This is a genomic window from Rathayibacter sp. VKM Ac-2801, assembly GCF_009834245.1.
In the GTDB taxonomy this organism is placed as follows: domain Bacteria; phylum Actinomycetota; class Actinomycetes; order Actinomycetales; family Microbacteriaceae; genus Rathayibacter.
The window spans coordinates 1,559,270-1,584,667 of sequence record NZ_CP047183.1; the positions used below are offsets into that span (position 1 = coordinate 1,559,270).

Below are 25,398 nucleotides of genomic sequence, written 5' to 3' on the forward strand. Positions count from 1 at the left end.
CTCCGGCACGCCCGTCAGGGTACGGGCGCCCTGCTCGGAGGACCCGGGTGGCGCGCTCCGCGGCATGCGGATCCTCTCAGGATCGCGGCGCCTACCCTGGGGGCATGAGCGGACCGGATCTCGCACGGCAGTCCTCGCTCGAGGGCGTGCGGATCCCGGCGCTGGCGAAGCGCCTGAACGGCGGCACCGATCCGGCGCTCGTCTGGCGGAACGAGCTCGACGGGCTGACCTTCCGCGTAGCCGCCGGGTACCTGAAATGGAATCCCCGGTCCACGGGCGTCGACCTCCGGCGCGAGATCTCACGTCTGCGCTGGCTGGAGGGGCGGATCGACGCGCCCCGGATCCTGGAGGCGGGCGAGGACGAGGAGGGGCAGTGGCTCCTCACCCGACCGCTGCCCGGGCGGAGCGCCGTCGATCCGGAGTGGGTCGCCCGGCCGGAGGAGGCCGTCCGAGCGATCGCGGCCGGCCTGCGGGCGGTCCACGCGCTCCCCGTCGACGCGATGCCCGAGGAGCTGGGAGGCGACTCCTGGTTCGCCCGCCGGCCGTCGGCGCTCGGCGCGGCTCCGGAGCTCGTGGACCCCGTCGTGGTGCACGGCGACGCGTGCGCTCCGAACACGCTCGTCGACGACGACGGACGCTGGAGCGGCACGGTCGACGTCGGCGACCTGGGCGTGGGCGACCGCTGGGCGGATCTGGCGGTCGCCGCGGTCAGCCTCGGCTGGAACTACGGCCCCGGCCTCACCCCGCTGCTCCTCGCGGAGTACGGAGCGGATCCGGACGACGAGCGCGCGGCGTACTACCGCGCGCTCTGGTCGTCCGAGTCCTGAGTCACTTCTTCTTCGCCTCGTCGTCCTGGGCCGCGCCCTCATCGCTGCGGTTCTCGCTCGCCAGGCGCAGCCACCGCCCGTCGCGGACGTCCTTCTCGTGCACGGCCGCCTTCTTGTCGCTCGCGGCGGTGTCGCGCGGCGGGAGCTGGATGGTCTCCTCCGCCTCGATGCCCGCCTGCAGCTCGCGTCCGCGCTCGAGCTCGGCGTCGAACTCCGCGCCGAAGAGCAGGGCGATGTTGGTGATCCAGATCCAGAGGAGGAAGACGATCACGGCGCCGAGCGAGCCGTAGGTCTTGTTGTAGTTGGAGAAGTTGGCCACGTAGAACGCGAAGCCGGTCGAGGCGATCAGCCAGATCGCCAGGGCGACGATCGACCCGATGCTGATCCAGCGGAACTTCGGCTGGCGGATGTTCGGCGCCCAGTAGTAGAGGATCGCGATGATCACGATCGCGATGACCACGAGCACCGGCCACTTCGCGATGTTCCACACGGTGAGGGCGGCGGGGCCCAGGCCCACGACGTCGCCGACGGCGCTCGCGACCGGTCCGCTGAGCACCAGGATGAGCGCCGCGATCACGATCAGGACGACCGTCACCACGGTCACGCCGAGCATCGTCGGGCGGAGCTTCCAGAAGGGGCGCCCCTCGTCGATCTGGTAGACGCGGTTCATGGCGCGGCCGAAGGCGCCGACGTATCCGGAGGCGGACCAGACTGCTCCGACGACACCGGTCACGAAGGCGAGACCCGCCGCGGAGGAGCTGGTCAGCGCCTGGATCGGATCGCGCAGCAGGTCGACGACCTCGCTTGACGCGAGGTTGCCGATCAGGTCGAGGACCAGATCGGTGGTGGCCTGCGCCTGGCCGAAGAGCCCCAGCACCGACACGATCGCGAGCAGGGCGGGGAAGAGCGCGAGCACGGCGTAGTAGGTGAGCGCGGCGGCGAGGTCGGTGCACTGGTCGGCGCCGAACTCGCGGGCCGTCTTCTTAAGGACGTAGAACCAGGAGCGCTTGGTGATGTCGGTGACGTCGTCGGGCTTCCGGGAGTCGTCGGGATCGGGCGCTGTCTTCTCGCGGGTCGTGCTCTGCTCGGCCATGCGGACACGCTACGGGGCCGACAGCCGTCGGGCGGCCCCCTTGACGGCGCGGCCGGTCGTGTCGGGGGTCAAGCTCGGCGCTGGCGCGCGGCGGCGAGGGTGCCGAAGAGGAGGAAGGAGCAGGTCGCGGCGAGGACGGCCAGCAGGGGCGCCTCCCAGCCCCCGCTCGCGTCGTGCGCGAAGCCGATGACGGTCGGGGCGGTGGCGGCCACGGCGTAGCCGATGCCCTGCACCGCGGCCGAGAGTCGCGACGCGTGGGCGTCGGAGCGGGAGAGCCGCACGACGAGCACGAACACCACCGTGAATCCGCCGCCCTGGGCCGCGCCGCCCAGCACGCACCAGAGCGCCCAGAGCTGCGGTGCGAGCAGCAGCCCGGCCGGCACCGTGCACCAGAGGACGCCGACGAGCACGATGCTCCCCAGCGGTCCGAGCCTGCGGACCAGGAGCGGGACGCCGAGGGCCCCGGCGACCGCTGCGAGCTGGAACACCGAGGCGCTCGCGCCCGCGGTCTCGATCGAGAAGCCGTGGCGGTCGACGAGCAGCGAGGGGAGCCACGCCGTCACTCCGTAGTACGAGAAGGCCTGGCTCGAGAAGCAGAGCGCGAGCGCGAGCACGGTCGCGCTGCGGAAGATCCGCGGGGCCGGTGCGGCCGGTGCGCGGTCGGCGCGGGCCGGGCGGGGAGCCGGACGCAGGGCCGCTCGGGGACCCACGGCCAGGAGCCAGCCGGCCAGCGCGAGAACGTTGAGGACGAGCCAGACGAGCAGGGCGCCGCGCCAGCCGAGGGCCAGAGCGAGCGGAGCGGTGCCGAGCGAGGTGATCGTCGAGCCGATGTTGAGAGCCGCGGTGTAGACGCCCGTTGTGAGGTCGACGCGCTCGGGCGCGACGTCCCGCCGGATCACGACGGGGAGCACGACGTTGCCGATGGTGATGGAGACGCCGATCAGGATCGTGCCTGCTACGGCCGGTCCGACGTCGCCGATCGAGCGGACGATCGTGCCGAGCGCGACGCCGACCACCGTGACGGTCACCGCGGCGTCGGGGCCCGCGCGGCGGATCACCAGGAGGGCGAGCGGTGTCGCCAGGGCGAAGCAGAGGACGGGGATGCTGGTGAGGATCCCCGCCTGGCCCGCGGACAGCGCGAGGTCCTCCCGCACCGCGTCGATGATCGGCGCGACCGCGACGATCGGACCGCGCAGGACCAGGGCGACCAGGGCGACCGCCACGACCAGGAGCCAGGGAGCGCTCCGGCGCGGGGTCATCGGGGCGTCGAGCGCCGCAGCACTCCGGTCAGCCGGCCAGGCCGGGGACCCCGGCCGAGAGGTTGCCGACGAAGGTGAAGACGCCCGACACCAGTCCGAGGATCCCGGTGACGAGTCCTGCCGTCGCGAGCCCGCGACCGCCTCCGACAACCGGTGCGGCCGCCCGGCCCTTCGCCGAGAAGACGATGGCGAGGATCGAGGGGATCAGCAGCGGATTGATCAGCAGGCTCAGGACGCCGAGCACGAGGCTCGCGATCGCCATCGGGTTGCGGCCCGCCGCGGAGGACGGGGCGGACGGGTAGGCGTAGAGCTCCTGCTCGGGAGCGCCCGCGGGCGTGCCGTAGGCGGGAGCGGGCGCCGAGGAGGACGGGCGGGACCGGTCGGTCCACGCCGCGCCGTCCCAGTAGAGCTCCGAGCCGAGGTCGGCCGGATGCGGATACCACCCGGGCGCGGGCAGCGGAGCGGAGTCGTCGGGCATGGGGCGAGTCTAGAGCGGCGCCGATCAGCTCTTCGGCTGCTCGATGCCGAGCGCGTTCCCGTCGGGATCGAGGATCCAGGCCGCCCAGACGCTGCCGCGGTCGGCCACGCCGTTCTCGGTGCGCAGCTCGTCGCTGTCGTAGTCCTCCGGAGTCACGCCCCGGGCCGCCAGCGCGTCCAGCTCGGCGCGCAGGTCGGCCACCCGCCAGGCGGCCTTGGTCTGCCCGTCCTTCGAGCCCGTGGTGCTGGCGGTGACGGTGAGCCGGGTGCCGCCGCAGGAGTAGGCGATCGCCGACTCGCTCTCCTCGAGGACCTCCAGGCCCAGGGAGTCGGCGTAGAAGGCGCGGGAGGCGGCGAGGTCCCGGGAGAGCAGAACGGGGCCGATGGGGGAGTCGGAGAGCACGGAGCGTCCTTTCGTCGGTGGGCCTTCAGTCGACGCCCGCCGCGGCAGAGCGCGGAAGGGGTTGCCACCGGGCCGACCGGAGGGGGAGGGCGCGGCAGAATGGCCTCGGCCGCGCCCGCCGCGCGGAAGGGAGGAGCCCTCATGAGCTGGACCATCGACGAGGTGGCGTGGACCCACCCGGACGCCGAGCGTCTGCGCGACGCGCAGCGCCGCGAGCTCGACGAGCGCTACGGCAGCGACGACCACGAGCCCGGCACGCCGCCCTCGGCCGACGACGTGCCCGTCTTCCTCCTCGCCCGCGACGCGAGCGGCACGGCCGTGGCCTGCGGCGGGCTGCGCCCCCTCGACGACGACGTCCTCGGACCGGGCGCGATCGAGGTGAAGCGGATGTTCGCCGACCGCGCCGCCCGCGGCACCGGAGCGGCCACGGCCGTCCTGCGCGCCCTCGAGGAGCGGGCTGCCGCTCTGGGCACGACGCGCCTGGTGCTGGAGACCGGGACGCTCCAGCCCGACGCGATGCGGTTCTACCTCCGGGAGGGCTACCACTCCATCCCGCCGTTCGGCCCCTACATCGGGTCCGAGCACTCGGTCTGCTACGCCCGCGATCTCGCTCCCGGCGCCTGAGGATCAGCGGCGCAGCGTCTCCACCGGGTACTCGCCGAAGCGGCGGTGGTACGCCCCCGAGAAGCGGCCCTGGTTGAGGAAGCCCCAGCGCGCGGAGACGGCGCGCACGGTCTCCTCGCCCGGAGCGGCCTCGCGCAGCTCGACGCGAGCCCGGTCGAGGCGCACGCCACGCAGGTAGCCGAGCGGAGTGTCGCCGAAGTGGCGCCGGAACGCGGCCTGCAGTGCCCGCGGAGTGAGCCCCGCCGCTGCAGCGATGTCGGCCACGGTGACGGGCGACGCGGCGAACGCGTGCAGGAACTCGGCGGCCCGCAGCAGGTGCTCGAGCCCGGGCCGCAGCACCTGCGCCGGCACGACGACCGGCCGGTGCGCGAAGGTCGCGAGCAGGTGCACAGCGACACCGCGCTCGGCCGCCACGAGCTGCAGCGCGGTCGCCTCGCGGCCCGACCGCAGGACGCGGGCGAAGTCGTCGACCGCCCGCCACCAGCCCGGCAGCGTCGAGGCGGAGGCGATCGAGCGGTGGTCGAAGACGAGCGGCAGCGGCACGCCGTCGCCGGCCTCCGACGCGACCTGCTCGAGGAGGCCGGTGGCCACGTGCACGAGCCGCTGCTGGAAGTCGCGGGAGACGAACGCGAACGGACGCGCGCTCGGGAACACGACCGGCCGCCCCGGCAGGTGCACGATCCGATCGCCCTCCGGGTCCACCACGCTCGTGCCGGAGAGGAACCACGACACGACGTACTCGCCCTCCGGCCGCAGTTCCCCGGACACGGAGCCGCGGAACACGGACGTCCGCAGGCTCACGCCCTCGCTCCCGGAGGCGTCGTAGCGGAAGGAGAAGGGCCGCTCGACCGTCTCCGTCCGGAAGCCCGACCCGCCGTAGCCGTCGGAGTAGAAGCGCCGCGCCTCCTCCAGGTCGGCCCCGGCGCGCGTGAAGCGCTGCAGCGCAGGACCGGCACCCATCGGACCAGGATGCCACCTGGACGGATTGCGCACCGGTCGCCCCCGCGCCCCTGTCCGGGGCACGTCCTGTCGGCAGGGTGACGGGGTCGGACGACTCGGACGGAGACGCATGGAGATCAGCGCGCGCAGACTCGCGGCCCGGGACGCGGTGGCCGTCGTCGCCGTGCTCGCCTCCCTCGAGGGGGCGCTCGCCGTGGACTCCCTGCCGCCCGGCCTGGAGGAGGTCCTCCTGCACCAGCTGGAGCGCAGCTCGCTCGTGCTGCCCGGCGCCGACCGGGACGAGCTCGCCTCCGCCCTGCGCGCGCTCGGCGCCCGCGTGCGCGACGCGCTCGGGTAGAGGCCGCCGCCGACTACAGTCGAGGGGTCAACCGAGCCCGAGGAGTGCCCGCACGTGTCGAACGAACCGTCGAATCCCGCAGAGAACGAGTCCCACTCGGTCGTCACCGAGGCGGGCACGGGATTCACGCACTTCACCGACCGGGCCGTGGTCGCGATCCGCGTCAACGGGGAGCTCAAGGACCTCGCCGCCGACGTCGTCCCGGGCGACCGCATCGAGCCGGTGCTCATCTCCTCGCCGGACGGGCTGAACATCCTCCGCCACTCCGCGGCCCACGTCCTCGCGCAGGCGGTGCAGCAGATCAACCCGGAGGCGAAGCTGGGCATCGGCCCGCCCGTCACCGACGGCTTCTACTACGACTTCGACGTCGAGGAGCCCTTCACGCCCGAGGCGATGAAGGCGCTCGAGAAGGCGATGGACCGCATCGTGCGCCAGGGCCAGCGGTTCGTGCGCCGCGTCGTCACCGAGGAGGAGGCGCGCGCCGAGCTCGCCGGCGAGCCCTACAAGCTCGAGCTGATCGGGATCAAGGGCGGCGGAGCCGAGGACGAGAGCGTCGAGGTCGGCGGCGCCGAGCTCACCATCTACGACAACGTCGACCCGCGCTCCGGCGAGACGGTCTGGAAGGACCTCTGCCGCGGCCCGCACCTGCCCAACACCCGCATGATCGGCAACGGCTACGCCCTGACCCGCAACGCGGCCGCCTACTGGCGCGGCTCGGAGAAGAACCCGCAGCTGCAGCGCGTGTACGGCACCGCGTGGCCCACGAAGGACGAGCTGCGCGAGCACCAGGCCCGCCTGGAGGAGGCGGCGCGCCGCGACCACCGCAAGCTCGGCCACGAGCTCGACCTGTTCTCCTTCCCGGACGAGATCGGCTCCGGCCTCGCGGTCTTCCACCCCAAGGGCGGGATCATCCGCTACGAGATCGAGCAGTACATGCGCGAGCAGCTGCTCGCCCACGACTACGAGCTCGTCTACACGCCCCACATCACCAAGGGCGATCTGTTCCTCACGAGCGGGCACCTGCAGTGGTACTCCGAGGGGATGTTCCCCCCGATGCACCTCGACGAGCTGCAGGACGAGGACGGCAACGTCACCCGTCAGGGCCAGGACTACTACCTCAAGCCCATGAACTGCCCGTTCCACAACCTGATCTTCCGCTCGCGCGGCCGCAGCTACCGCGAGCTCCCGCTGCGTCTGGCCGAGTTCGGCACGGTGTACCGCTACGAGAAGAGCGGCACCCTGCAGGGCCTCACCCGCGTGCGCGGCCTCACCCAGGACGATGCGCACATCTACGTCGCGCAGGAGGACGTGTCGGCCGAGCTGACCCGCAACCTCGAGTTCGTGCTGCAAGTGCTGCGCGACTACGGCCTCGACGACTTCTACCTCGAGCTGTCCACCAACGAGGAGGGCAACCCGAAGTTCGTCGGAGCGCCCGAGCAGTGGGAGGAGGCGATCGAGTCGCTGCGCGCGGTCGCCGTCGCCTCCGGCCTCGAGCTGGTGCCGGACCCGGGAGGAGCGGCCTTCTACGGGCCGAAGATCTCGGTGCAGGCGCGCGACGCCATCGGCCGCACCTGGCAGATGTCGACCATCCAACTCGACTTCAACCAGCCCGAGCGCTTCGAGCTCGAGTACACGGCCTCGGACGGCTCGAAGAAGCGGCCCGTGATGATCCACCGCGCGCTCTTCGGCTCCATCGAGCGCTTCTTCGCCATCCTCACGGAGCACTACGCCGGGGCGTTCCCGGTCTGGCTGTCGCCGGTGCAGGTCGTGGGCATCCCGATCGCCGACGAGTACCTGCCCTACCTCGAGGAGGTCGTCGGCGAGCTCAAGCGGTCGGGCATCCGCGCCGAGATCGACTACTCCAGCGACCGGATGCAGAAGAAGATCCGCAACGCCACGCTGCAGAAGGTGCCGTTCCAGATGATCGTGGGGGAGAAGGACCGCGACGCCGGGGCCGTCAGCTTCCGCTTCCGCGACGGCACGCAGGAGAACGGGATCCCGGTCGCCGACGCCGTCGCGCGCATCCGCGAGGCCGTCGCCTCGAAGGCGCAGGTCTGAGCGTGAGCGACGGCGCGGACGGCTTCGTGCCCGAGGGGGCGGAGGGCTCGGCGCACCTCGCCGGGGTGCCCGACGAGTTCCAGCGCCTGTGGACCCCGCACCGGATGGTCTACATCCAGAAGGGGCAGCCCGGAGCCGACGACTGCCCCTTCTGCGTGGCGCCGACGCTGAGCGACGAGGAGGCCCTCATCGTCGCCCGCGGGGAGCACGCCTACGTCCTGCTCAACCTGTTCCCGTACAACTCCGGCCACCTCCTGGTCTGCCCGTACCGGCACATCCCGCTCTACGACGAGGCCACTCCCGAGGAAGTGGCCGAGATCGGAGCGCTCACGCAGACGGCGATGCGCGTCGTCCGCTCGGTCTCGAACAACGACGGCTTCAACCTCGGGATGAACCAGGGCGCGGTCGCGGGAGCGGGGATCGCCGCCCACCTGCACCAGCACGTGGTCCCGCGCTGGGCGACCGACGCGAACTTCTTCCCGATCATCGCCCGCACGAAGGCGCTCCCGCAGCTGCTGGGCGACGTCCGGGCGAGCCTCTCGGCGGCCTGGCCGAGCCTCTAGACCGCCTCCCGGCCCCCTGTCCAGCGCCGCGGGCGGCGGGCGCCGTCTCGTAGACTCGGAGCTGCCGTCGGCGGAAGTCGCCGCACAGAACAGGACTCGCGAACATGACCGACACCACCACTCCGTCCTCGTCCGCTCCCGAGCAGTTCGGCTCGAGCCGCGTCAAGCGCGGTCTCGCCGAGATGCTCAAGGGCGGCGTCATCATGGACGTCGTCGACGCCGAGCAGGCCCGCATCGCGGAGGACGCCGGCGCGGTCGCCGTCATGGCGCTCGAGCGCGTCCCCGCCGACATCCGCTCGCAGGGCGGCGTCGCACGCATGAGCGACCCCGACCTGATCGACGGCATCGTCTCCGCCGTGTCGATCCCCGTCATGGCGAAGGCGCGCATCGGCCACTTCGTCGAGGCGCAGATCCTGCAGGAGCTCGGCGTCGACTACATCGACGAGTCCGAGGTCCTCTCGCCCGCCGACTACGTGAACCACATCGACAAGTGGAACTTCACCGTCCCCTTCGTCTGCGGAGCGACCAACCTGGGCGAGGCGCTGCGCCGCATCACCGAGGGCGCCGCGATGATCCGCTCGAAGGGCGAGGCCGGCACCGGCGACGTCTCCGAGGCGACCAAGCACATCCGCACGATCTCCGGCGAGGTCAACCGCCTGAAGGCGATGACCAAGGACGAGCTCTACGTCGCGGCCAAGGAGTTGCAGGCCCCCTACGACCTGGTCGTCGAGATCGCCCGGACCGGCAAGCTCCCCGTCGTCCTCTTCACCGCCGGCGGGGTCGCGACCCCGGCCGACGCGGCGCTGATGATGCAGCTGGGCGCCGACGGCGTGTTCGTCGGCTCCGGCGTCTTCAAGTCGGGCGAGCCGGCCAAGCGCGCGGCCGCGATCGTGAAGGCGACCACCTTCTTCGACGACGCGAAGGTCGTCGCGGAGGCCTCCCGCGGCCTGGGCGAGGCGATGGTCGGCATCAACGTGGCCGACGTGCCCGCGCCGCACCGCCTCGCCGAGCGTGGCTGGTAGCGCCGACGCGCCGCTCGCCGGCGCGGGACTGACGCGGGAGTCCCTCGAGGGTCTCCTCGTCGGCGTCCTCGCGCTGCAGGGCGACTTCCGCGAGCACGCGCACGTCCTGCGCGAGCTGGGCGCCGAGGTGGTGCTGGTGCGCCGCCCGGAGGAGCTCGCCACGGTCGCGGGGCTGGTCATCCCGGGCGGCGAGTCCACGGTGATGGACAAGCTGTCGCGCCTCTTCGGACTCGCGGAGCCGGTCGTCGAGGCGATCGGGGCGGGGATGCCCGTCTACGGCACCTGCGCCGGGCTGATCATGCTCGCCGACCGGGTCCTCGACCGCATCGACGGCCAGAGCAGCTTCGGCGGCCTGGACGTCTCGGTCCGGAGGAACGCGTTCGGCAACCAGCTCGACTCCTTCGAGACGGATCTGGACGTGCCGGCCGTCGGCGATCCTCCGGTGCACGCGGTCTTCATCCGCGCACCCGTCGTGGAGGAGCTGGGGGAGCGGGCGACCGCGCTCGCCAGCGTCGCCGACGGGCGTGTCGTCGCGGTCGAGCAGGGCAACCTCCTCGGGACGGCGTTCCACCCCGAGATCACCGGCGACTACCGCTTCCACGAGCTTTTCCTGCGGAAGGTCGCGGCGACGCGCTTCGGCGACTGAGCCGCTGCCGTCCCCTCCGCCAGGGGTGGACGGTGCCGGACCCGCGGGCCAGGGTGGTCGCATGCCCGAACTCCCCGAGGTCCAGGCCCTCGCCCTCGATCTGGACGCCCGCCTGGGCGGACGCGTCCTGGAGCGGCTCGACGTGTTCGCGATCTCCGCACTCAAGACCGTGGCCATCCCGCCGTCGGCCCTGTCCGGTGAGACCGTCCACGGAGTGTCGCGGCACGGCAAGTTCCTCGACATCGCCGTCGGCGAGGCCCACGTCCTGCTGCATCTCGCCCGTGCCGGCTGGGTCCGGTGGCGGCCCGAGCGGCCGACGGCGCCGGCGAAGCCCGGCCGGGGCCCGCTCGCCGCGCGACTGGTCCTCGACGACGGGTCGGGGTTCGACGTGACGGAGGCCGGCACCAAGAAGAGCCTCGCGCTGTCGATCGTCGCGGATCCGCTCGACGTCCCGGGCGTCGCCCGCCTGGGCCCCGATCCGCTGGACCCGGAGTTCACCGAGGAGATCCTCGGCGCGATCCTCGCCACGGCGGGCCGGGCGCAGCTCAAGGGCGTCCTCCGCGACCAGTCCCGCATCGCCGGCATCGGGAACGCCTACTCCGACGAGATCCTCCACGTGGCGCGCATGTCGCCGTTCAAGCCCGCCGCGCTCACCGCCGACGAGCTGGACCGGCTCTACGCGGCCCTGCGCTACACCCTCGAGGAGGCGCTCGCCCGCGCCGAGGGGCTGCACGCGGCCGACCTCAAGCGCGAGAAGAAGCTCGGCATGCGCGTCCACGGCCGCGCGGGAGAGGCCTGCCCCGTCTGCGGCGACACGATCCGCCAGGTGGTCTTCCACGACTCCACGCTCCAGTACTGCCCCACCTGCCAGACCGGCGGCAAGATCCTCGCCGACCGGCTGCTGTCGCGGCTGATCAAATAGCGAGCCGGTCCCTGCCCGGCTCGCCGCGGTCGGCTCTTCGAGGTGGCGGGGTGGGTGGAGCGGGTCGCGTCCGCCTACTGCGATCCGCTGGCACGCGGATCGCAGGTTCGGCGGTGCCTGTGGTGAGCCGGTCCCTGCCCGGCTCGCCGCGGTCGGCTCTTCGAGGTGGCGGGGTGGGTGGAGCGGGTCGCGTCCGCCTACTGCGATCCGCTGGTACGCGGATCGCAGGTTCGGCGGTGCCTGTGGTGAGCCGGTCCCTGCCCGGCTCGCCGCGGTCGGCTCTTCGAGGTGGCGGGGTGGGTGGAGCGGGTCGCGTCCGCCTACTGCGATCCGCTGGCACGCGGATCGCAGGTTCGGCGGTGCAGCGGCTCGACGGGATGTAGCCGGACGCTTCCCGCTCCACCTGCGCGACCACCTCGTCGGGCCGACCGCGGAGAGCCGGGCAGGGACCGGCTCTCGAATAGACTGGCCCCTGCCATCAGCGGCGCCCTCGGGGGCCGCACGCAACGAGATTTCCGAGGGAGCACCGTGTCCGGGCATTCCAAGTGGGCCACGACCAAGCACCAGAAGGCGATCAAGGACTCGCGCCGCGCGAAGTCCTTCGCCAAGCTGATCAAGAACATCGAGGTGGCCGCCAAGACCGGCGGCGCCGACCTCTCCGGCAACCCGACTCTCGTCGACGCCGTGCAGAAGGCGAAGAAGACCTCGGTGCCGAACGACAACATCGACCGCGCGATCAAGCGCGGCGCCGGCCTCACCGGCGAGGTCATCGACTACACGACGATCATGTACGAGGCGTACGGCCCCAACGGCATCGCCCTGCTCGTCGAGTGCCTCACCGACAACAAGAACCGTGCCGCGGCGGACGTCCGCACCGCGATGACCCGCAACGGCGGCACCATGGCCGACCCGGGCAGCGTCGCCTACAACTTCGCGCGCAAGGGCGTCATCTCCGTGCCCCACGGCGAGAGTGTCACCGAGGACGACGTGCTCGGCGCGGTCCTCGACTTCGGCGTCGACGACGTCCTCGACCACGGCGAGAGCTTCGAGGTCCGCGTCGAGCCGAGCGAGCTCGTCCCGGCTCGCTCCGCGCTGCAGGAGGCGGGCATCGACTACGACTCCGCCGACATCGAGTTCGTCGCCTCCCTCCAGGTCGAGGCCGACGCCGAGACGGCCCGCAAGGTCTTCCGCCTCATCGACGCGCTCGAGGACTCGGACGACGTGCAGAACGTCTACACCAACCTCGACATCACGGCAGAGGTGCGCGCCGAGCTCGAGAACGAGGAGTGACGCGGTGAGCCCGGCCCGATCCCGGAGGGCGGCCTGATGCGCGTCCTCGGGATCGACCCCGGGCTCACCCGCTGCGGCGTGGGCATCGTCGACGTCGCCCGCGACCGCCGTGCGACCCTCGTGCACGTGACGGTGCTCCGCACGCCGCCCGACGACGCGCTGGAGCGCCGCCTGCTGGCGCTGGGCGACGGGCTCGAGGCTCTTCTCGACGAGCACCGCCCCGACGCCGTCGCGATCGAGCGGGTCTTCGCGCAGAACAATGTCAGCACCGTCATGGGCATCGCGCAGATCAGCGGCGTCGCGCTCGTCGCGGCCGCCCGGCGCGGGCTCCCGGTCGGGATGCACACGCCGAGCGAGGTGAAGGCCGCCGTCACCGGCTACGGAGCCGCGGACAAGCGCCAGGTCACCGCGATGATCCAGCGCGTCCTGCGGCTCGACGCCCCGCCGCGGCCGGCCGACGCGGCCGACGCCCTCGCCCTGGCCGTCTGCCACGCCTGGCGGGCGCCGCTCGCGCCGTCCTCCGGGACGGCTGGCGCCGGTGCCGGCGGAGCGACGGGTGGCACGGCCGCCCAGCGGGCGTGGCGCGCCGCCGAGGCCGCGAGTCGAACGCCTGTTCGAGCATCTAGACTGACGCGGTGATCTCCTCCCTCCGCGGCACCGTCCTCTCCGCCCGCGGGAGTCTCGCCGTCCTCGACGTCCACGGCGTCGGCTACGCGGTGAACGTGACCCCGCAGCACGCGCTCGAGATGCGCGTCGGCGACGAGACCACGGTCAGCACCGTGCTCGTCGTCCGCGAGGACTCGCTCACCCTCTACGGCTTCCCCGACGAGGAGCAACTGGAGATCTTCGAGCTGCTGATCGGCGTGACCGGCGTCGGCCCGAAGTCCGCTCTCGGCGTGCTCGGCGCGGTCGAGCCGGACCGGATCGCGCAGGCGGTCGCCGACGAGGACGACGGGGTGTTCCGGAAGGTCAGCGGCATCGGCCCGAAGACGGCCAAGCTGATCATCCTGTCGCTCGCCGGCAAGGTGACCGTCCGTCCCCGCGCCGCCCGCGGCTCCGGTCCCGCCGCCACCGCCGCGCAGAACGTGCTCGCGGCGCTCGTCGGCCTCGGCTGGCCCGAGCGCACCGCGGCCGACGTGGTCGACGAGATCCTGCTCGACGCGCAGGCCTCCGACGCCGCGAACGTGCAGGCGCTGCTGCGGCTCGCCCTCGCCCGCCTCGGTCCGGCGGCCCGCTCGTGAGCGACGACGTGCTGGGCGCGGAAGTCGCCTCGGAGGCCGAGGTCGCGTTCGAGGGTGCTCTGCGCCCCAGGAACCTCAGCGAGTTCGTCGGCCAGCGCAAGGTGCGCGGCCAGCTCGAGCTGCTGCTCAAGGCCGCGGCGATGCAGGGCCGGACCCCCGACCACATCCTGCTGGCGGGCCCGCCCGGGCTCGGCAAGACGACCCTCGCGATGATCGTGGCGGAGGAGAGCTCCTCACCCCTGCGGCTCTCCAGCGGCCCCGCGATCCAGCACGCGGGCGACCTCGCCGCCGTCCTCTCCTCGCTGCTGCCCGGCGAGATCCTCTTCATCGACGAGATCCACCGCATGGCGCGCTCCGCGGAGGAGATGCTCTACCTCGCGATGGAGGACTTCCGGATCGACATCATGGTCGGCAAGGGGGCGGGAGCGACGTCCGTCCCGCTGGATCTCGCCCCGTTCACCCTTGTCGGCGCCACGACCCGCTCCGGCCTGCTGCCCAACCCGCTCCGCGACCGCTTCGGCTTCACCGCCCACCTCGAGTTCTACGCGGAGGACGAGCTGCGGCAGGTCCTCGCCCGGGCGGCACGGCTGCTCGAGCTCGACATCGACGCGGACGCGATCGCCGAGATCGCCGGCCGCTGCCGGGGCACCCCGCGCATCGCCAACCGGCTGCTCCGGCGGGTGCGGGACTTCGCCCTGGTCCACGGCGGCCGGGCCGACGTGACCGCCGTCCGCGCGGCGCTGGAGCTCTACGACGTGGACGCGCTCGGACTCGACCGGCTCGACCGCGCCGTGATGGAGATCGTGCTGACCCGCTTCGACGGCGGGCCGGTCGGCCTGAACACCCTCGCCGTATCGGTGGGGGAGGAGGCCGAGACGGTCGAGGCCGTCGTCGAGCCGTTCCTCGTGCGGATCGGCCTGCTGACGCGGACGCCGCGGGGCCGGGTGGCGACTCCCGCCGCCTACCGCCACTTCGGCATCGACCCCCGGGGAACCGCGGCTCAGCCGCCCCTGTTCCCCGATGACCTATGATTCTCTAGGCCCGACGGGCCGCTCGATCCGCTCCGCCTCGACCTGAGGCCGCGCGGCGGATCGCCCATCCACTCCGGAAGGCCCACCCATGGATCCGACGATCATCCTGCTCGTCCTGCTTCTCGCCGTGATGATCATCTTCATGTTCCGCAACAACAAGAAGCGCCAGCGCGACGCCGAGAACATGAAGAACAACCTCCAGCCGGGGGTGGAGCTGATGACCGGCTCCGGCCTCTTCGGCACCGTCGTCTCGATCGACGACGAGGCGAACAAGATCGTCATCGAGTCGACCCCCGGCACGCTGCTGACCATCCACCGTCAGGCGATCGCCCGCCTCATCGATCCGAGCGAGAACGTCGTCGTCGTCGAGACCGAGGACGAGGCCGACCCGCTGACCGCGACCGGCTCGCCCGAGTTCGGCGAGCGCGACTCCGCGCACCGCGACCCGCTGGTGGACCCGGTCGAGCGCGACCGCCGTCCCGACGCGCAGTAGTCTCCTGGGCGGGCCGGGCGCATCGGCGTCCGCCCGCCCTTCTCCACGCCCGGGCGACCCCGGGCCGATCACCGTCGACCGAAGAGAAAGCTGAGCCCTGGGTGGCCGCATCAACCCCCGTCCGGAAGGCCCGCCGCTCCCTGAGCTGGCTCGGTGTCCTGATCCTCGCTCTCGTCGGACTCAACACGGCGGCCGTCCTCTGGGGCGGCGGCTCCTGGACCCCGAAGCTCGCCCTCGACCTCGAGGGCGGCACGCAGATCGTCCTGCAGCCGCAGCTGAACGACGGCGACACCGTCTCGTCGGAGCAGCTGACCCAGGCCGTCTCGATCATCCGCCAGCGCATCGACGCGTCCGGCGTCTCCGAGGCCGAGATCACGACCCAGGGCTCGAGCAACATCGTCGTCTCCATCCCGGGCACGCCCGACGACGAGACGCTCCAGCGTATCGAGGCCTCGGCGAAGCTCGACTTCCGCCCGGTCCTCGTCGCGAGCCAGGCCACCAACAGCTCGGTCGGCGGCGACGCGACGTCCTCGCCCACGCCGACGCCGGTCGACCCGTCCCTCTCGACGGAGCCGACCGCCTCGCCGACGAACGCGAGCGACCTCGCCTACCTCACGCCGGCGCTCGAGGCCCAGTACACCTCGTTCGACTGCGCCTTCCTCAACGGCCAGGACCCGAACCTCGCCCCGGCCGACCAGCCGCTCATCACCTGCGACGACAGCGGGACGGTCAAGTACGTCCTCGGCCCGGTGGAGATCACCGGCGAGGACATCTCGGACGCCTCGAACGGCCTGATGACGACCTCCTCCGGCGCCAGCACCGGCACCTGGGCCGTCAACCTCTCGTTCGACGACCAGGGCACGCAGGCCTTCGGCGACGTGACCTCGCGCCTGGTGGCGCTGCAGGGCGCGCAGAACCAGTTCGCGATCGTCCTCGACGGCCGCGTCATCTCGGCCCCGTCGACGAACGCCGCCATCACCGACGGCAACGCGCAGATCTCGGGCTCCTTCACCCAGGAGTCGTCGAAGACGCTCGCCGACCAGCTCAAGTACGGCGCGCTCCCGATCGGCTTCCAGGTGCAGAGCTCGGACAGCATCTCGGCGACGCTCGGCTCCGCCCAGCTCGCCAGCGGCCTGCTCGCGGGCCTCATCGGCCTGATCCTCGTCATCGTCTACTCCATCGCGCAGTACCGCGTGCTCGGAGCCGTCACGATCGCGTCGCTGCTCGTCGCGGCGATCGTCACCTACCTCGTCGTCACGCTGCTGTCCTGGCGGGAGGGACTGCGCCTCTCGCTCGCGGGCGTCGCGGGTCTGATCGTCGCGATCGGCATCACGGCCGACTCGTTCATCGTGTACTTCGAGCGCATCCGCGACGAGCTGCGCGACGGGCGCGGGCTCGAGTCCGCCGTCGAGTCCGGCTGGCGGCGCGCCCTGCGCACGATCTTCGCGTCCGACATGGTGAACCTGCTCGCCGCCGTCGTCCTCTTCCTCCTGGCCGTCGGCAGCGTCCGCGGCTTCGCGCTCACGCTCGGGATCACGACGATCATCGACCTGATCGTGGTGGCGCTGTTCACCCACCCGATCCTGCAGCTGATGGCCACGAGACCGTTCTTCGCCGAGGGGCACAAGGCCTCTGGCCTGGATCCCCGGGCGCTCGGAGCCGTCTACCGCGGACGCGCCGCCTTCCGTCCCCAGGACCAGGTGGTCGCCGGCAAGCGCGCCTCCGCGTCCCGCGAGGCGGCCAAGCGCCAGACCATCGCCGAGCGGAAGGCCGCCGAGGCGGCCGGCCTGCGCGACTCCAACGACTCGAACGGGAAGGACGCGTGATGGCCAGCTTCTCGCAGTTCGGAAACGACCTCTACACCGGTGCGCGATCGATCGACTTCGTCGGCCGGCGCCGCACGTGGTACCTCGTCTCGCTCGCCCTGATCCTGATCACGCTGCTCGGGACGGTCGCCCGCGGCGGCTTCAACTTCGGGATCGAGTTCACCGGCGGCTCGCAGTTCACGGTGTCCTCTCCGTCGAGCCTCGAGCAGGCGACGGCCACCGACGCGGTGACCTCGGTCGCCCCGGAGACCGTGCCGCGTGTGTCGATCGTCGGCGACGACTCCATCCGCGTGCAGACCGGCCAGCTCTCGACCGACGAGTCGACCGCGGTGAGGAACGCCCTGTCGGAGGCGTACGACGTGCCCACCGACCAGGTCGCCTCCTCCTTCATCGGAGCGGCGTGGGGCAACGACGTGACCCAGCAGGCCCTGCGCGGCCTGGTGATCTTCGTGGTCCTCGCAGCCCTGGCCATGTGGGCGTACTTCCGCACCTGGAAGATGTCGCTCGCGGCGATCGTCGCGCTCCTGCACGACCTCGTGATCGTGGCGGGCGTCTACGGCATCACCGGCACCGAGGTGTCGCCGGCGGCGGTGATCGGGCTGCTGACGATCCTCGGCTACTCGCTCTACGACACGGTCGTGGTCTTCGACAAGATCCGCGAGAACACCGTGGAGGCGCTCGGCAGCACGACGCGCACCTTCTCCGAGACGGTGAACCTGGCCGAGAACCAGACCCTCGTGCGCTCGATCAACACCTCGATCGTCGCCGCCCTCCCGGTGGCCGCGATCCTCGTGATCGGCGCGTTCGTCCTCGGCGCGGGCACCCTCCGCGACATCTCGCTCGCCCTGCTGATCGGCATCATCGTCGGCACCTACTCGACGATCTTCGTCGCGGCGCCGCTGTACGCGCAGCTGCGCAGCCGGGAGCCCGAGATCTCCAAGCACGACAAGCGCGTGGAGTCGGCCCGGGCGAAGGCGACCGCTCCCGCGGCGCCGGCCGTGCAGGGCTGAGTCGTGGCCGACTACGCACAGGTCACCGCGGCCGACGCCGTCGGACTGGTCGAGCGCGACGAGGTCTGGCTGCTCGACGTCCGGGAGCTGCACGAGTGGGCGGCGGGGCACGCTCCTGCTGCCCACCACATCCCGATGGGGGAGATCGGCGCCCGGCAGGACGAGCTCCCGGCCGACACGGCGATCCTGGTGGTCTGCCACTCCGGAGTGCGCTCCGCGATGGTGACGCAGGCTCTCGACGGCGCCGGCTACGAGGTCGCCAACGTCGACGCCGGCATGACCGCCTGGGCCGCAGCGGGCGGCGACGTGGTCGACGGCGAGGGGCGCCCGGGGCGCATCGGCTGACACCGGTGCCGTCCGCCCCGGGCGGAACGGTCATCGGCACCGTCCGCACGGGCGATAATGGGGCGATGGAGATCCTCGCGTGACGGAAACGACGACGACGTCCTCGACCGCTGCCCTGCGCAGACTGGTCCCGCGGATCTTCTCGCGTGCGCAGCCCTCCGGTGCTGTCGACACCCTCGTCCGCACTGTCCGGATGCACCATCCCAAGAGCGACATCGCGCTCATCGAGCGGGCGTACTCGGTCGCGGAGCGGGCGCACGCGAACCAGAAGCGCCGCAGCGGCGAGCCCTACATCACGCATCCGCTGGCGGTCGCGCAGATCCTCGCCGATCTCGGCATCGGCTCGAAGACGATCGCCGCCGCGCTGCTGCACGACACCGTCGAGGACACCGACTACCAGCTCGACGAGCTCCGCGCGGACTTCGGCGACGAGGTCGCGATGCTCGTCGACGGCGTCACCAAGCTCGACAAGGTCAAGTACGGAGACAGCGCGCAGGCCGAGACCGTCCGCAAGATGATCGTGGCGATGTCGAAGGACATCCGCGTCCTGATCATCAAGCTCGCCGACCGCCTCCACAACGCGCGGACCTGGGGCTTCGTGCCCGCCGAGTCCGCCGCCCGCAAGGCCACCGAGACCCTCGAGATCTACGCGCCGCTGGCCCACCGCCTCGGCATCCAGGCGATCAAGTGGGAGCTCGAGGACCTGTCCTTCGCGGTCCTCTACCCGAAGATCTACAACGAGATCGAGAGCCTGGTGAAGCGGCGGACGCCGCAGCGCGAGGAGTTCGTGCAGAACGTCATCGACCTGATCAGCGAGGACCTGCGGGCGGGACGGATCCGCGGCCGCGTCGTCGGGCGGCCGAAGCAGTACTACTCGATCTACCAGAAGATGGTCGTCCGCGGCCGTGAGTTCGACGAGATCTACGACCTGGTCGGCATCCGCGTCCTCGTGAACTCGGTGCGCGACTGCTACGCCGTGCTCGGCTCGATCCACGCCCGCTGGACGCCGATGCCGGGCCGGTTCAAGGACTACATCGCCACTCCGAAGTTCAACCTCTACCAGTCGCTGCACACGACGGTGGTCGGGCCGAAGGGCCGCGCGGTCGAGATCCAGATCCGCACCAATGAGATGCACCAGCACGCGGAGTTCGGCATCGCGGCGCACTGGAAGTACAAGGAGCAGATGGCCACCGGCAAGGTGCCCACCTCCGGATCGAACGACACCGACCTCGCCTGGCTGGCGCACCTCTCGGACTGGCAGTCCGAGACCACCGACCCGAACGAGTTCCTCGACTCCCTCCGCTTCGAGATCGGCGCGAAGGAGGTCTACGTCTTCACTCCGAAGGGACGCGTGATCGGCCTGCCGACCGGAGCGACGCCGGTCGACTTCGCCTACGCCGTGCACACCGAGGTCGGGCACCGGACGATGGGCGCCAAGGTCAACGGGCGCCTCGTGCCGCTGGAGTCCGCTCTGACGACGGGCGACGTGGTCGAGGTCTTCACCTCGAAGAACCCCGACTCGGGGCCGAGTCAGGACTGGCTCCACTTCGTGCAGAGCCCGCGGGCCCGCAACAAGATCCGCCAGTGGTTCACCAAGGAGCGGCGCGACGAGGCGATCGAGCAGGGCAAGGACTCGATCGCCCGGGCGATGCGGAAGCAGAACCTGCCTCTGCAGAAGCTGATGAGCCAGGACACCTTCACCGAGGTGGCCAGCCAGCTGCGCTACAACGACGTCGAGGCGCTCTACGCGGCCGTCGGCGAGGGCCACGTCTCGACCCAGTCGGTGCTCGAGAAGGTCGTCTCGTCCATCCAGGGCGATCCGGAGTCGGACGAGAACGAGGTCACCCTCCCGCGTTCGCCCCGGCCGCGGAGCCGGAGCAGCGAGTCCGGCGTCCTCGTGAAGGGCGCGCCGGACATCCTGGTGAAGCTCGCGAAGTGCTGCACCCCGGTTCCGGGCGACCAGATCGTCGGATTCGTGACGCGGGGCGCCGGCGTCTCCGTGCACCAGGCGAACTGCCACAACGTGCAGGAGCTGCTGAAGGAGCCGGAGCGGATCGTCGACGTCGAGTGGGCGCCGTCCTCCAAGAGCATCTTCCTCGTGCAGATCCAGGTCGAGGCGCTGGACCGCTCGGGCCTGCTGAGCGACGTGACGCGCGTGCTCTCGGAGCACCACGTCAACATCCTCTCGGCGACGGTCTCGACCTCGAGCGACCGGCTGGCGATCAGCCGGTTCGTCTTCGAGATGGGCGACACGACCCACCTGGACCGCGTGCTGAACGCCGTGCGCCGAATCGACGCCGTCTACGACGTCTACCGGGTGAACGCGGGCTGATCCCCGGGCGGAGGCTCGTCGAGCGCCGCCCGCAGCCGTCGTCCGACGATCCTCCGGCCGGCGACGGCGCTGCCGTCCTCGAGTCTCGCGAGGACGGCGTCGAGGCCGGTCCGCGTGCTCCGCGAGAGCGCCCGGAGGATCCGGCCCGTGCCCTCCGTGCGGGCGAGGTCGATCAGCGTGCGGGCCGGCGAGGTGACCGGCGTCCCGCCGAGGAGGACGACGTCGTCCTCGTCGAGCAGGACCTCGTGGCAGCGCAGGCGCGGGGTCGAGGGTGCCTGCCGGCGCTTCCGCCGGTCGAGAGAGGCGCTGTGCACCGGCGGCGGGCTGTCCGTGGCTCCGTGCACCCATGCTGCGGAGAGACGGTCGGCGACGGCGCCGCGGGGAAGGAGCGAGCGCAGGGCGGCGGCCCGCTCGGACGCCCCCAGGGGCAGGTCCGCGACGAGGAAGCCCTCGTCGAGCGCGATCAGCTCGCCGTCGAGGCGGGCGGCGCAGAGCTCCGCGAGGGGGAGGTGCCCGGGCAGGAGCACGGAGGGGAGGCGCATCCGGCCATGCTGGCCGATGCGCCTCCCCTCCGGAGCGCTGCGGGCGGATCTGTGGAGGGATCCGCCGGAGCGGGTCTAGCCGATCGCGTCGAGCCAGACCTTGCGGGCGTCGAGCGCCTCCTGAGCCTGGGCGATGGCGTCGCGGTCGCCGCGCGCCTTCGCCTCGTCGAGCTCGTCCTGGAGCTTCTGGATCGCGGCGGTCAGCTGCGAGGCGAGACCCTCGGAGCGGGCCTTGCGCTCCGGGTTGCTGCGGTTCCAGTGCTCCTCGTCGAGCTTGCGGACGTGCGCCTCGACCTTGCGGAGGCGGTCCTCGACGGTGCGCACCTGCTCGCGCGGCACACGGCCGACGGCGTCCCAGCGCTCCTGGATCGAGAGCAGCACGCGCTTGGCCTTCTCGCGGTCCTGCTCCTGCAGGAGCGGCTCGGCCTCCTCGAGAAGGGCGAGCTTGAGGTCGAGGTTCTCGGTGTACTCGACGCTCTCCTGCGCGACGATCTCGGCCTTGGCGCCGTAGATCGCGTCGCCGGCGGCCTTGAAGCGGGCCCAGAGCGCGTCGTCGAACCGCTTGCCGGCGCGGCCGGCGACCCGCCAGCGCTCGAGGAGCGCCCGGTAGTCCGGGATGGCGTCGGCGCCCTGGGGCACCAGCGCCTCGGCCTGATCGATGAGCGCCTGCTTGGCCTGCTTGGCCTCGCGGTGCGCGGAGTCGAGGTCGGCGAAGAACGCCTTGCGGTTCTGCTCGATCGTGGTGCGCGCACCGCGGAACCGGCGCCACAGCTCGTTCGCGTCGTTCTTGGGCAGGCGCGGACCCTGCTGCTGGTGGTTCTGCCAGCGGGCGAAGAGGTCGTCGATCGCGGCGCTGGCCTGCTTCCACTGCGTCTTCGCCGGGTCGACCGCGGCCAGGGTCTCGGCCTCGGCGACGATGGCCTCGCGGTAGGCGAGGGCCTCGGACAGCGCGGCCTTCGACTCGGCCGCCTGCTGCTCGGTCAGATCCTCGACCGAGCCGCTCAGCGCGTCGACCCGGGCCTGCAGCGACTCGAGGTCGCCGACCGCGTTCGCCTGCGCGATGGCCGCGGACAGCGACTGCACCGTGCGGGCGACGTCTCCGGCGGGCGCGCCCCGCTTGGCGCGCTGCTCGAGCAGGGAGACCTGCCCGGCGAGCTCCGTGTACTTGCGCTCGTAGTAGGCGAGCGCCTCCTCGGGAGTCGCATCGGGGTACTGGCCGACCTCTCGCTCCCCGTCGCCGACGCGGACGTAGACCGTCCCGTCGTCGCCGACCCGTCCCCACGGCTGCTGGTCACTCATCGCTCGGAGCCTCACCTTGCTGTTCGATGTCGTGCTTCTCGGTGCCCGTCGCGTCGTCGGCCGGTGGGGCTCGACGGCCGGAGGGCCGAAGACCGCGCTCGGCCGCGAACGGGCAGTGACGACCAGCCTATTGCACTCCCCGCGCGGGCGGACCGTGACGACGCCGCCGGTGCGGCTACTGGACGGAGACGGAGGTGATGGTCACGGGCTCGGCGGGGGCGCCGTCGCCCGATCCGTCGGCCGTGCCCTTCGACACGACGTCGCTGACGAGCGCGTCCAGCCCCGAGGTGACCTGACCGAGCACGGTGTACCCGCCGGCCGCGTCGGCGGGCAGGGTCGTGTCCTGGTAGACGACGAAGAACTGGCTGCCCTGGCTGTAGCCGTTGCCGCCCTGGCGGGCCATCGCGATGGTCCCGGCCGGGTAGACGCCGTCCTCGGGTGCGTTCTCGACGGGGCCGTAGCTGTAGCCCGGTCCGCCGGTGCCGTCGCCGTTCGGGTCGCCGCACTGGAGGACGTAGAGGCCCTCGGTGGTGAGGCGGTGGCAGGAGACGCCGTCGTAGAAGCCGGACTGCGTGAGCGAGATGAAGGACGACACGGCCTGCGGGGCCGCGGCCCCGGCGAGCGTGATGCCCAGCGGGTCCTCGCCGATCGTGAGCGTGCCCGTCCAGTCGCGGCCCTCGGCGATGTCGGAGGAGGGGACGTCGCCGGTGTTCTCGCCCGTCGCAGCGGGCGTCGGGGTCGCGGAGGAGGACGAGGTCGGCGCGGCGACCGGGGTGCCGGGGCCGCCGGAGAAGTAGAGGATCTGGGCGACGACAGCGAGGCCGATCACGACGACGGCCGCGATCGCCGCGATCACGTTGTCGCGCACGCGCCGCTTCTGCCTCGAGCGGTGGAGGCTCTGACGGGCCTGGTAGGCCCGGAGCCGGGTGCGCGCCTCGCGGTCGTTCGACTTGCCCTGGGCCACGTGTTCCTCCGACGTCCTCGTCCGCGCGGCTTCGGCGCGGCGGCCCGCGCACGCAGGCCGCGTCGAGCCTACGAGAACCGCCGGAGGCGCGACAAACGCCGCTCCGTCGCGCCGAGCAGTCGGGCCGGGGCTCTGTCGGAGGCCCTCGTTACGCTGGGGGCATGACCATGCAGCAGGCCGGACTCCGCTCCGGGGCGACTCCGCTCGCCGTGCGGATGCGGCCGCGCAGCCTCGAGGAGGTCGCCGGTCAGCGCCACCTCCTCACGCCCGGGTCACCCCTGGTCGCCCTCGCCGCCGACACGACGGGGGAGCGGGGAGCGGTGTCCGTCATTCTCTGGGGCCCTCCCGGCACCGGCAAGACCACGCTCGCGCAGGCGGTCGCCCACTCCAGCGGCCGACGCTTCGTCGAGCTCTCCGCCGTCACGGCGGGCGTGAAGGACGTGCGGCAGGTGATGGAGGAGGCCCTCTCCACCCGCGACCTCTACGGCACGTCGACGGTGCTGTTCCTCGACGAGATCCACCGCTTCACCAAGGCCCAGCAGGACGCGCTGCTGCCCGGGGTCGAGAACGGGTGGGTGATCCTCATCGCGGCCACGACCGAGAACCCCTCGTTCTCGGTGATCGCGCCGCTGCTCTCGCGCTCGCTCCTGCTGACCCTCGAGCCGCTCAGCGACGACGACCTGGGCGTCCTGGTCGACCGCGCCCTGCACGACGAGCGTGGCCTCCGCGACTCCGTGACGCTGGAGGAGGAGGCCCGCGCGAGCATCGTGCGGCTCGCCTCCGGAGACGCCCGGCGGGCGCTGACCGCGCTCGAGGCCGCCGCCACGTCCGCCCGCTCGGAGGCGCGCGAGGCCGACCGGGTCGCCCGGGCCGCCGCCGCTGAGGAGCCGGATGAGGAGGACGACGAAGACGACGAGCCCACTCCCGTCGCCGCCGCCGAGGAGCCCGCGCTCCCGGTCATCACGACCGAGGTCGTCGCGCGTGCCGTCGACCGCGCCCTGCTGCGCTACGACCGCAACGGCGACGAGCACTACGACGTCATCAGCGCCTTCATCAAGTCCATCCGGGGCTCGGACGTCGACGCGGCGCTCCACTACCTGGCCCGGATGATCGAGGCGGGGGAGGATCCGCGCTTCATCGCCCGCCGCATCATCGTCTCCGCGTCCGAGGACATCGGCATGGCCGACCCGCAGGCTCTCGTCGTCGCGATCGCCGCGGCCGACGCCGTGCAGTTCATCGGCATGCCGGAGGGGCGCATCCCGCTCGCCCAGGCGGTCGTGCACCTGGCGACGGCCCCGAAGTCGAACGCGTCGTACTCCGCCATCGACGCGGCCATCGCGGACGTGCGGGCGGGCAGGGCTGGACGGGTGCCGGCGCACCTGCGCGACGCGCACTACCCCGGCGCCAAGAAGCTCGGCCACGGCAAGGGCTACCGGTACCCGCACGACGCCGACCTCGGCGTGCTCGAGCAGCAGTACCTCCCCGACCCCCTCCAGGGCGCGCGGTACTACCGGCCCACCGAGCACGGCAACGAGCGCGACGTCTCGGCGCGGCTGGCGAAGCTCCTGCGCATCATCCGCGGCGACCGCGGGTGAACGCTCCGACCGGAGGCTGACCAGGAAGACCGCGTGCTCCTGCGACCCGAGGAAGGACCGCGTGCTCCCGCGACCCGCACGGGAGGCCGCGGCCTGATAGTCTTGCGAGGTTGCCCACCGCTCTGTAGCCGAGCGGAGCAGCACATCCCTCTGAATCGCGCAGCCCGCCACTGCGGTCACCCTTCCCCCGCACCCGCGGAGGACACGACCGCGGCGTCCGCCCTCCTCCCGGAGCCGGC

At 72.0% G+C, this 25,398-nt stretch carries 26 protein-coding genes; 18 read left to right on the forward strand and 8 right to left on the reverse strand.

Going from position 1 to position 25,398, the window contains the following annotated elements; genetic code table 11:
* Positions 1-104 precede the first annotated feature (104 nt).
* Positions 105-827, forward strand: coding sequence for an aminoglycoside 3'-phosphotransferase (locus GSU45_RS07195; RefSeq protein WP_159913865.1), 723 nt, complete (start codon positions 105-107; stop codon positions 825-827).
* A gap of 1 nt (position 828) precedes the next feature.
* On the opposite strand, the gene GSU45_RS07200 is transcribed toward GSU45_RS07195, so the two are convergent.
* The 4 genes from GSU45_RS07200 to GSU45_RS07215 form a co-directional block, all read right to left on the reverse strand.
* Positions 829-1,920 carry a YihY/virulence factor BrkB family protein gene (locus GSU45_RS07200; RefSeq protein WP_159913867.1) on the reverse strand — a complete coding sequence of 364 codons (1,092 nt, stop codon included), beginning with the start codon at positions 1,918-1,920 and terminating at the stop codon, positions 829-831.
* Between the two features lie 68 nt (positions 1,921-1,988).
* Entirely contained in the window at positions 1,989-3,179 is a 1,191-nt protein-coding gene (locus GSU45_RS07205; RefSeq protein WP_159913869.1) for an MFS transporter, read from the reverse strand.
* 28 nt (positions 3,180-3,207) lie between these two features.
* Positions 3,208-3,657, reverse strand: coding sequence for a DUF2510 domain-containing protein (locus GSU45_RS07210; RefSeq protein WP_159913871.1), 450 nt, complete (start codon positions 3,655-3,657; stop codon positions 3,208-3,210).
* A 24-nt stretch (positions 3,658-3,681) separates the two neighbouring features.
* Positions 3,682-4,059, reverse strand: a complete 378-nt coding sequence (locus tag GSU45_RS07215) for a VOC family protein (RefSeq protein WP_159913873.1) — start codon at positions 4,057-4,059, stop codon at positions 3,682-3,684.
* Between the two features lie 141 nt (positions 4,060-4,200).
* On the opposite strand from GSU45_RS07215, the gene GSU45_RS07220 reads away from it, so the two are divergent.
* Complete coding sequence (locus tag GSU45_RS07220; RefSeq protein WP_159913875.1) at positions 4,201-4,683, forward strand: GNAT family N-acetyltransferase; 483 nt, start codon at positions 4,201-4,203, stop codon at positions 4,681-4,683.
* A gap of 3 nt (positions 4,684-4,686) precedes the next feature.
* Here the strand turns inward: GSU45_RS07220 and GSU45_RS07225 are convergent, their stop codons facing one another.
* The gene (locus GSU45_RS07225; protein WP_159913876.1) at positions 4,687-5,643 is read right to left on the reverse strand and encodes a helix-turn-helix transcriptional regulator; all 957 of its coding nucleotides are present in this window, start codon (positions 5,641-5,643) and stop codon (positions 4,687-4,689) included.
* Positions 5,644-5,752: 109 nt separating this feature from the next.
* Here GSU45_RS07225 and GSU45_RS07230 point away from each other — a divergent pair, with 109 nt between their 5' ends.
* From GSU45_RS07230 to GSU45_RS07300, 15 genes are all read left to right on the forward strand, one after another.
* Positions 5,753-5,980 (forward strand): hypothetical protein, encoded by a 228-nt coding sequence (locus GSU45_RS07230; RefSeq protein WP_159913877.1) that lies wholly within the window; start codon positions 5,753-5,755, stop codon positions 5,978-5,980.
* Between the two features lie 147 nt (positions 5,981-6,127).
* The gene (gene thrS / locus GSU45_RS07235) at positions 6,128-8,038 is read left to right on the forward strand and encodes a threonine--tRNA ligase (RefSeq protein ID WP_244229656.1); all 1,911 of its coding nucleotides are present in this window, start codon (positions 6,128-6,130) and stop codon (positions 8,036-8,038) included.
* A complete protein-coding gene (locus tag GSU45_RS07240; RefSeq protein WP_159916957.1) occupies positions 8,035-8,601 on the forward strand; it encodes an HIT domain-containing protein in 567 nt (188 codons plus the stop codon). Before thrS ends, GSU45_RS07240 begins: the two co-directional genes overlap by 4 nt.
* 104 nt (positions 8,602-8,705) lie before the next feature.
* Positions 8,706-9,623 (forward strand): pyridoxal 5'-phosphate synthase lyase subunit PdxS, encoded by a 918-nt coding sequence (gene pdxS / locus GSU45_RS07245; RefSeq protein ID WP_104353916.1) that lies wholly within the window; start codon positions 8,706-8,708, stop codon positions 9,621-9,623.
* A gap of 28 nt (positions 9,624-9,651) precedes the next feature.
* Entirely contained in the window at positions 9,652-10,269 is a 618-nt protein-coding gene (gene pdxT / locus GSU45_RS07250) for a pyridoxal 5'-phosphate synthase glutaminase subunit PdxT (protein WP_159916959.1), read from the forward strand.
* Between the two features lie 61 nt (positions 10,270-10,330).
* Positions 10,331-11,191 (forward strand): DNA-formamidopyrimidine glycosylase family protein, encoded by an 861-nt coding sequence (locus GSU45_RS07255; RefSeq protein ID WP_159913879.1) that lies wholly within the window; start codon positions 10,331-10,333, stop codon positions 11,189-11,191.
* 528 nt (positions 11,192-11,719) lie between these two features.
* Positions 11,720-12,481, forward strand: a complete 762-nt coding sequence (locus GSU45_RS07260) for a YebC/PmpR family DNA-binding transcriptional regulator (protein WP_159913880.1) — start codon at positions 11,720-11,722, stop codon at positions 12,479-12,481.
* Between the two features lie 36 nt (positions 12,482-12,517).
* On the forward strand, positions 12,518-13,120 hold the full coding sequence (gene ruvC, locus GSU45_RS07265; RefSeq protein ID WP_159913881.1) for a crossover junction endodeoxyribonuclease RuvC: 603 nt from the start codon (positions 12,518-12,520) through the stop codon (positions 13,118-13,120).
* Positions 13,117-13,722 (forward strand): Holliday junction branch migration protein RuvA, encoded by a 606-nt coding sequence (ruvA, locus tag GSU45_RS07270; RefSeq protein ID WP_104225337.1) that lies wholly within the window; start codon positions 13,117-13,119, stop codon positions 13,720-13,722. The genes ruvC and ruvA overlap by 4 nt, the downstream gene beginning before the upstream one ends.
* On the forward strand, positions 13,719-14,753 hold the full coding sequence (ruvB, locus tag GSU45_RS07275) for a Holliday junction branch migration DNA helicase RuvB (protein WP_159913883.1): 1,035 nt from the start codon (positions 13,719-13,721) through the stop codon (positions 14,751-14,753). Before ruvA ends, ruvB begins: the two co-directional genes overlap by 4 nt.
* An 88-nt stretch (positions 14,754-14,841) precedes the next feature.
* Positions 14,842-15,246 carry a preprotein translocase subunit YajC gene (yajC, locus tag GSU45_RS07280; RefSeq protein ID WP_159913885.1) on the forward strand — a complete coding sequence of 135 codons (405 nt, stop codon included), beginning with the start codon at positions 14,842-14,844 and terminating at the stop codon, positions 15,244-15,246.
* A 101-nt stretch (positions 15,247-15,347) separates the two neighbouring features.
* Positions 15,348-17,072: a protein translocase subunit SecD gene (secD, locus tag GSU45_RS07285; RefSeq protein WP_104261519.1), complete on the forward strand. Its 1,725-nt coding sequence runs from the start codon at positions 15,348-15,350 to the stop codon at positions 17,070-17,072.
* Entirely contained in the window at positions 17,072-18,082 is a 1,011-nt protein-coding gene (gene secF / locus GSU45_RS07290) for a protein translocase subunit SecF (protein WP_104233316.1), read from the forward strand. The genes secD and secF overlap by 1 nt, the downstream gene beginning before the upstream one ends.
* A 3-nt stretch (positions 18,083-18,085) precedes the next feature.
* Positions 18,086-18,427: a rhodanese-like domain-containing protein gene (locus tag GSU45_RS07295; protein ID WP_159913887.1), complete on the forward strand. Its 342-nt coding sequence runs from the start codon at positions 18,086-18,088 to the stop codon at positions 18,425-18,427.
* Positions 18,428-18,620: 193 nt separating this feature from the next.
* Positions 18,621-20,759 carry a bifunctional (p)ppGpp synthetase/guanosine-3',5'-bis(diphosphate) 3'-pyrophosphohydrolase gene (locus GSU45_RS07300; protein WP_244248254.1) on the forward strand — a complete coding sequence of 713 codons (2,139 nt, stop codon included), beginning with the start codon at positions 18,621-18,623 and terminating at the stop codon, positions 20,757-20,759.
* Here GSU45_RS07300 and GSU45_RS07305 read toward each other — a convergent pair.
* The 3 genes from GSU45_RS07305 to GSU45_RS07315 form a co-directional block, all read right to left on the reverse strand.
* Positions 20,738-21,301, reverse strand: coding sequence for a type IV toxin-antitoxin system AbiEi family antitoxin (locus GSU45_RS07305; protein ID WP_159913889.1), 564 nt, complete (start codon positions 21,299-21,301; stop codon positions 20,738-20,740). The genes GSU45_RS07300 and GSU45_RS07305 overlap by 22 nt on opposite strands.
* Positions 21,302-21,376: 75 nt before the next feature.
* Positions 21,377-22,600 carry a DUF349 domain-containing protein gene (locus GSU45_RS07310; RefSeq protein WP_159913891.1) on the reverse strand — a complete coding sequence of 408 codons (1,224 nt, stop codon included), beginning with the start codon at positions 22,598-22,600 and terminating at the stop codon, positions 21,377-21,379.
* 175 nt (positions 22,601-22,775) lie between these two features.
* Positions 22,776-23,564: a peptidylprolyl isomerase gene (locus GSU45_RS07315; RefSeq protein WP_159913893.1), complete on the reverse strand. Its 789-nt coding sequence runs from the start codon at positions 23,562-23,564 to the stop codon at positions 22,776-22,778.
* Between the two features lie 161 nt (positions 23,565-23,725).
* Here GSU45_RS07315 and GSU45_RS07320 point away from each other — a divergent pair, with 161 nt between their 5' ends.
* Positions 23,726-25,159 (forward strand): replication-associated recombination protein A, encoded by a 1,434-nt coding sequence (locus GSU45_RS07320; protein ID WP_159913895.1) that lies wholly within the window; start codon positions 23,726-23,728, stop codon positions 25,157-25,159.
* Positions 25,160-25,398: the final 239 nt, after the last annotated feature.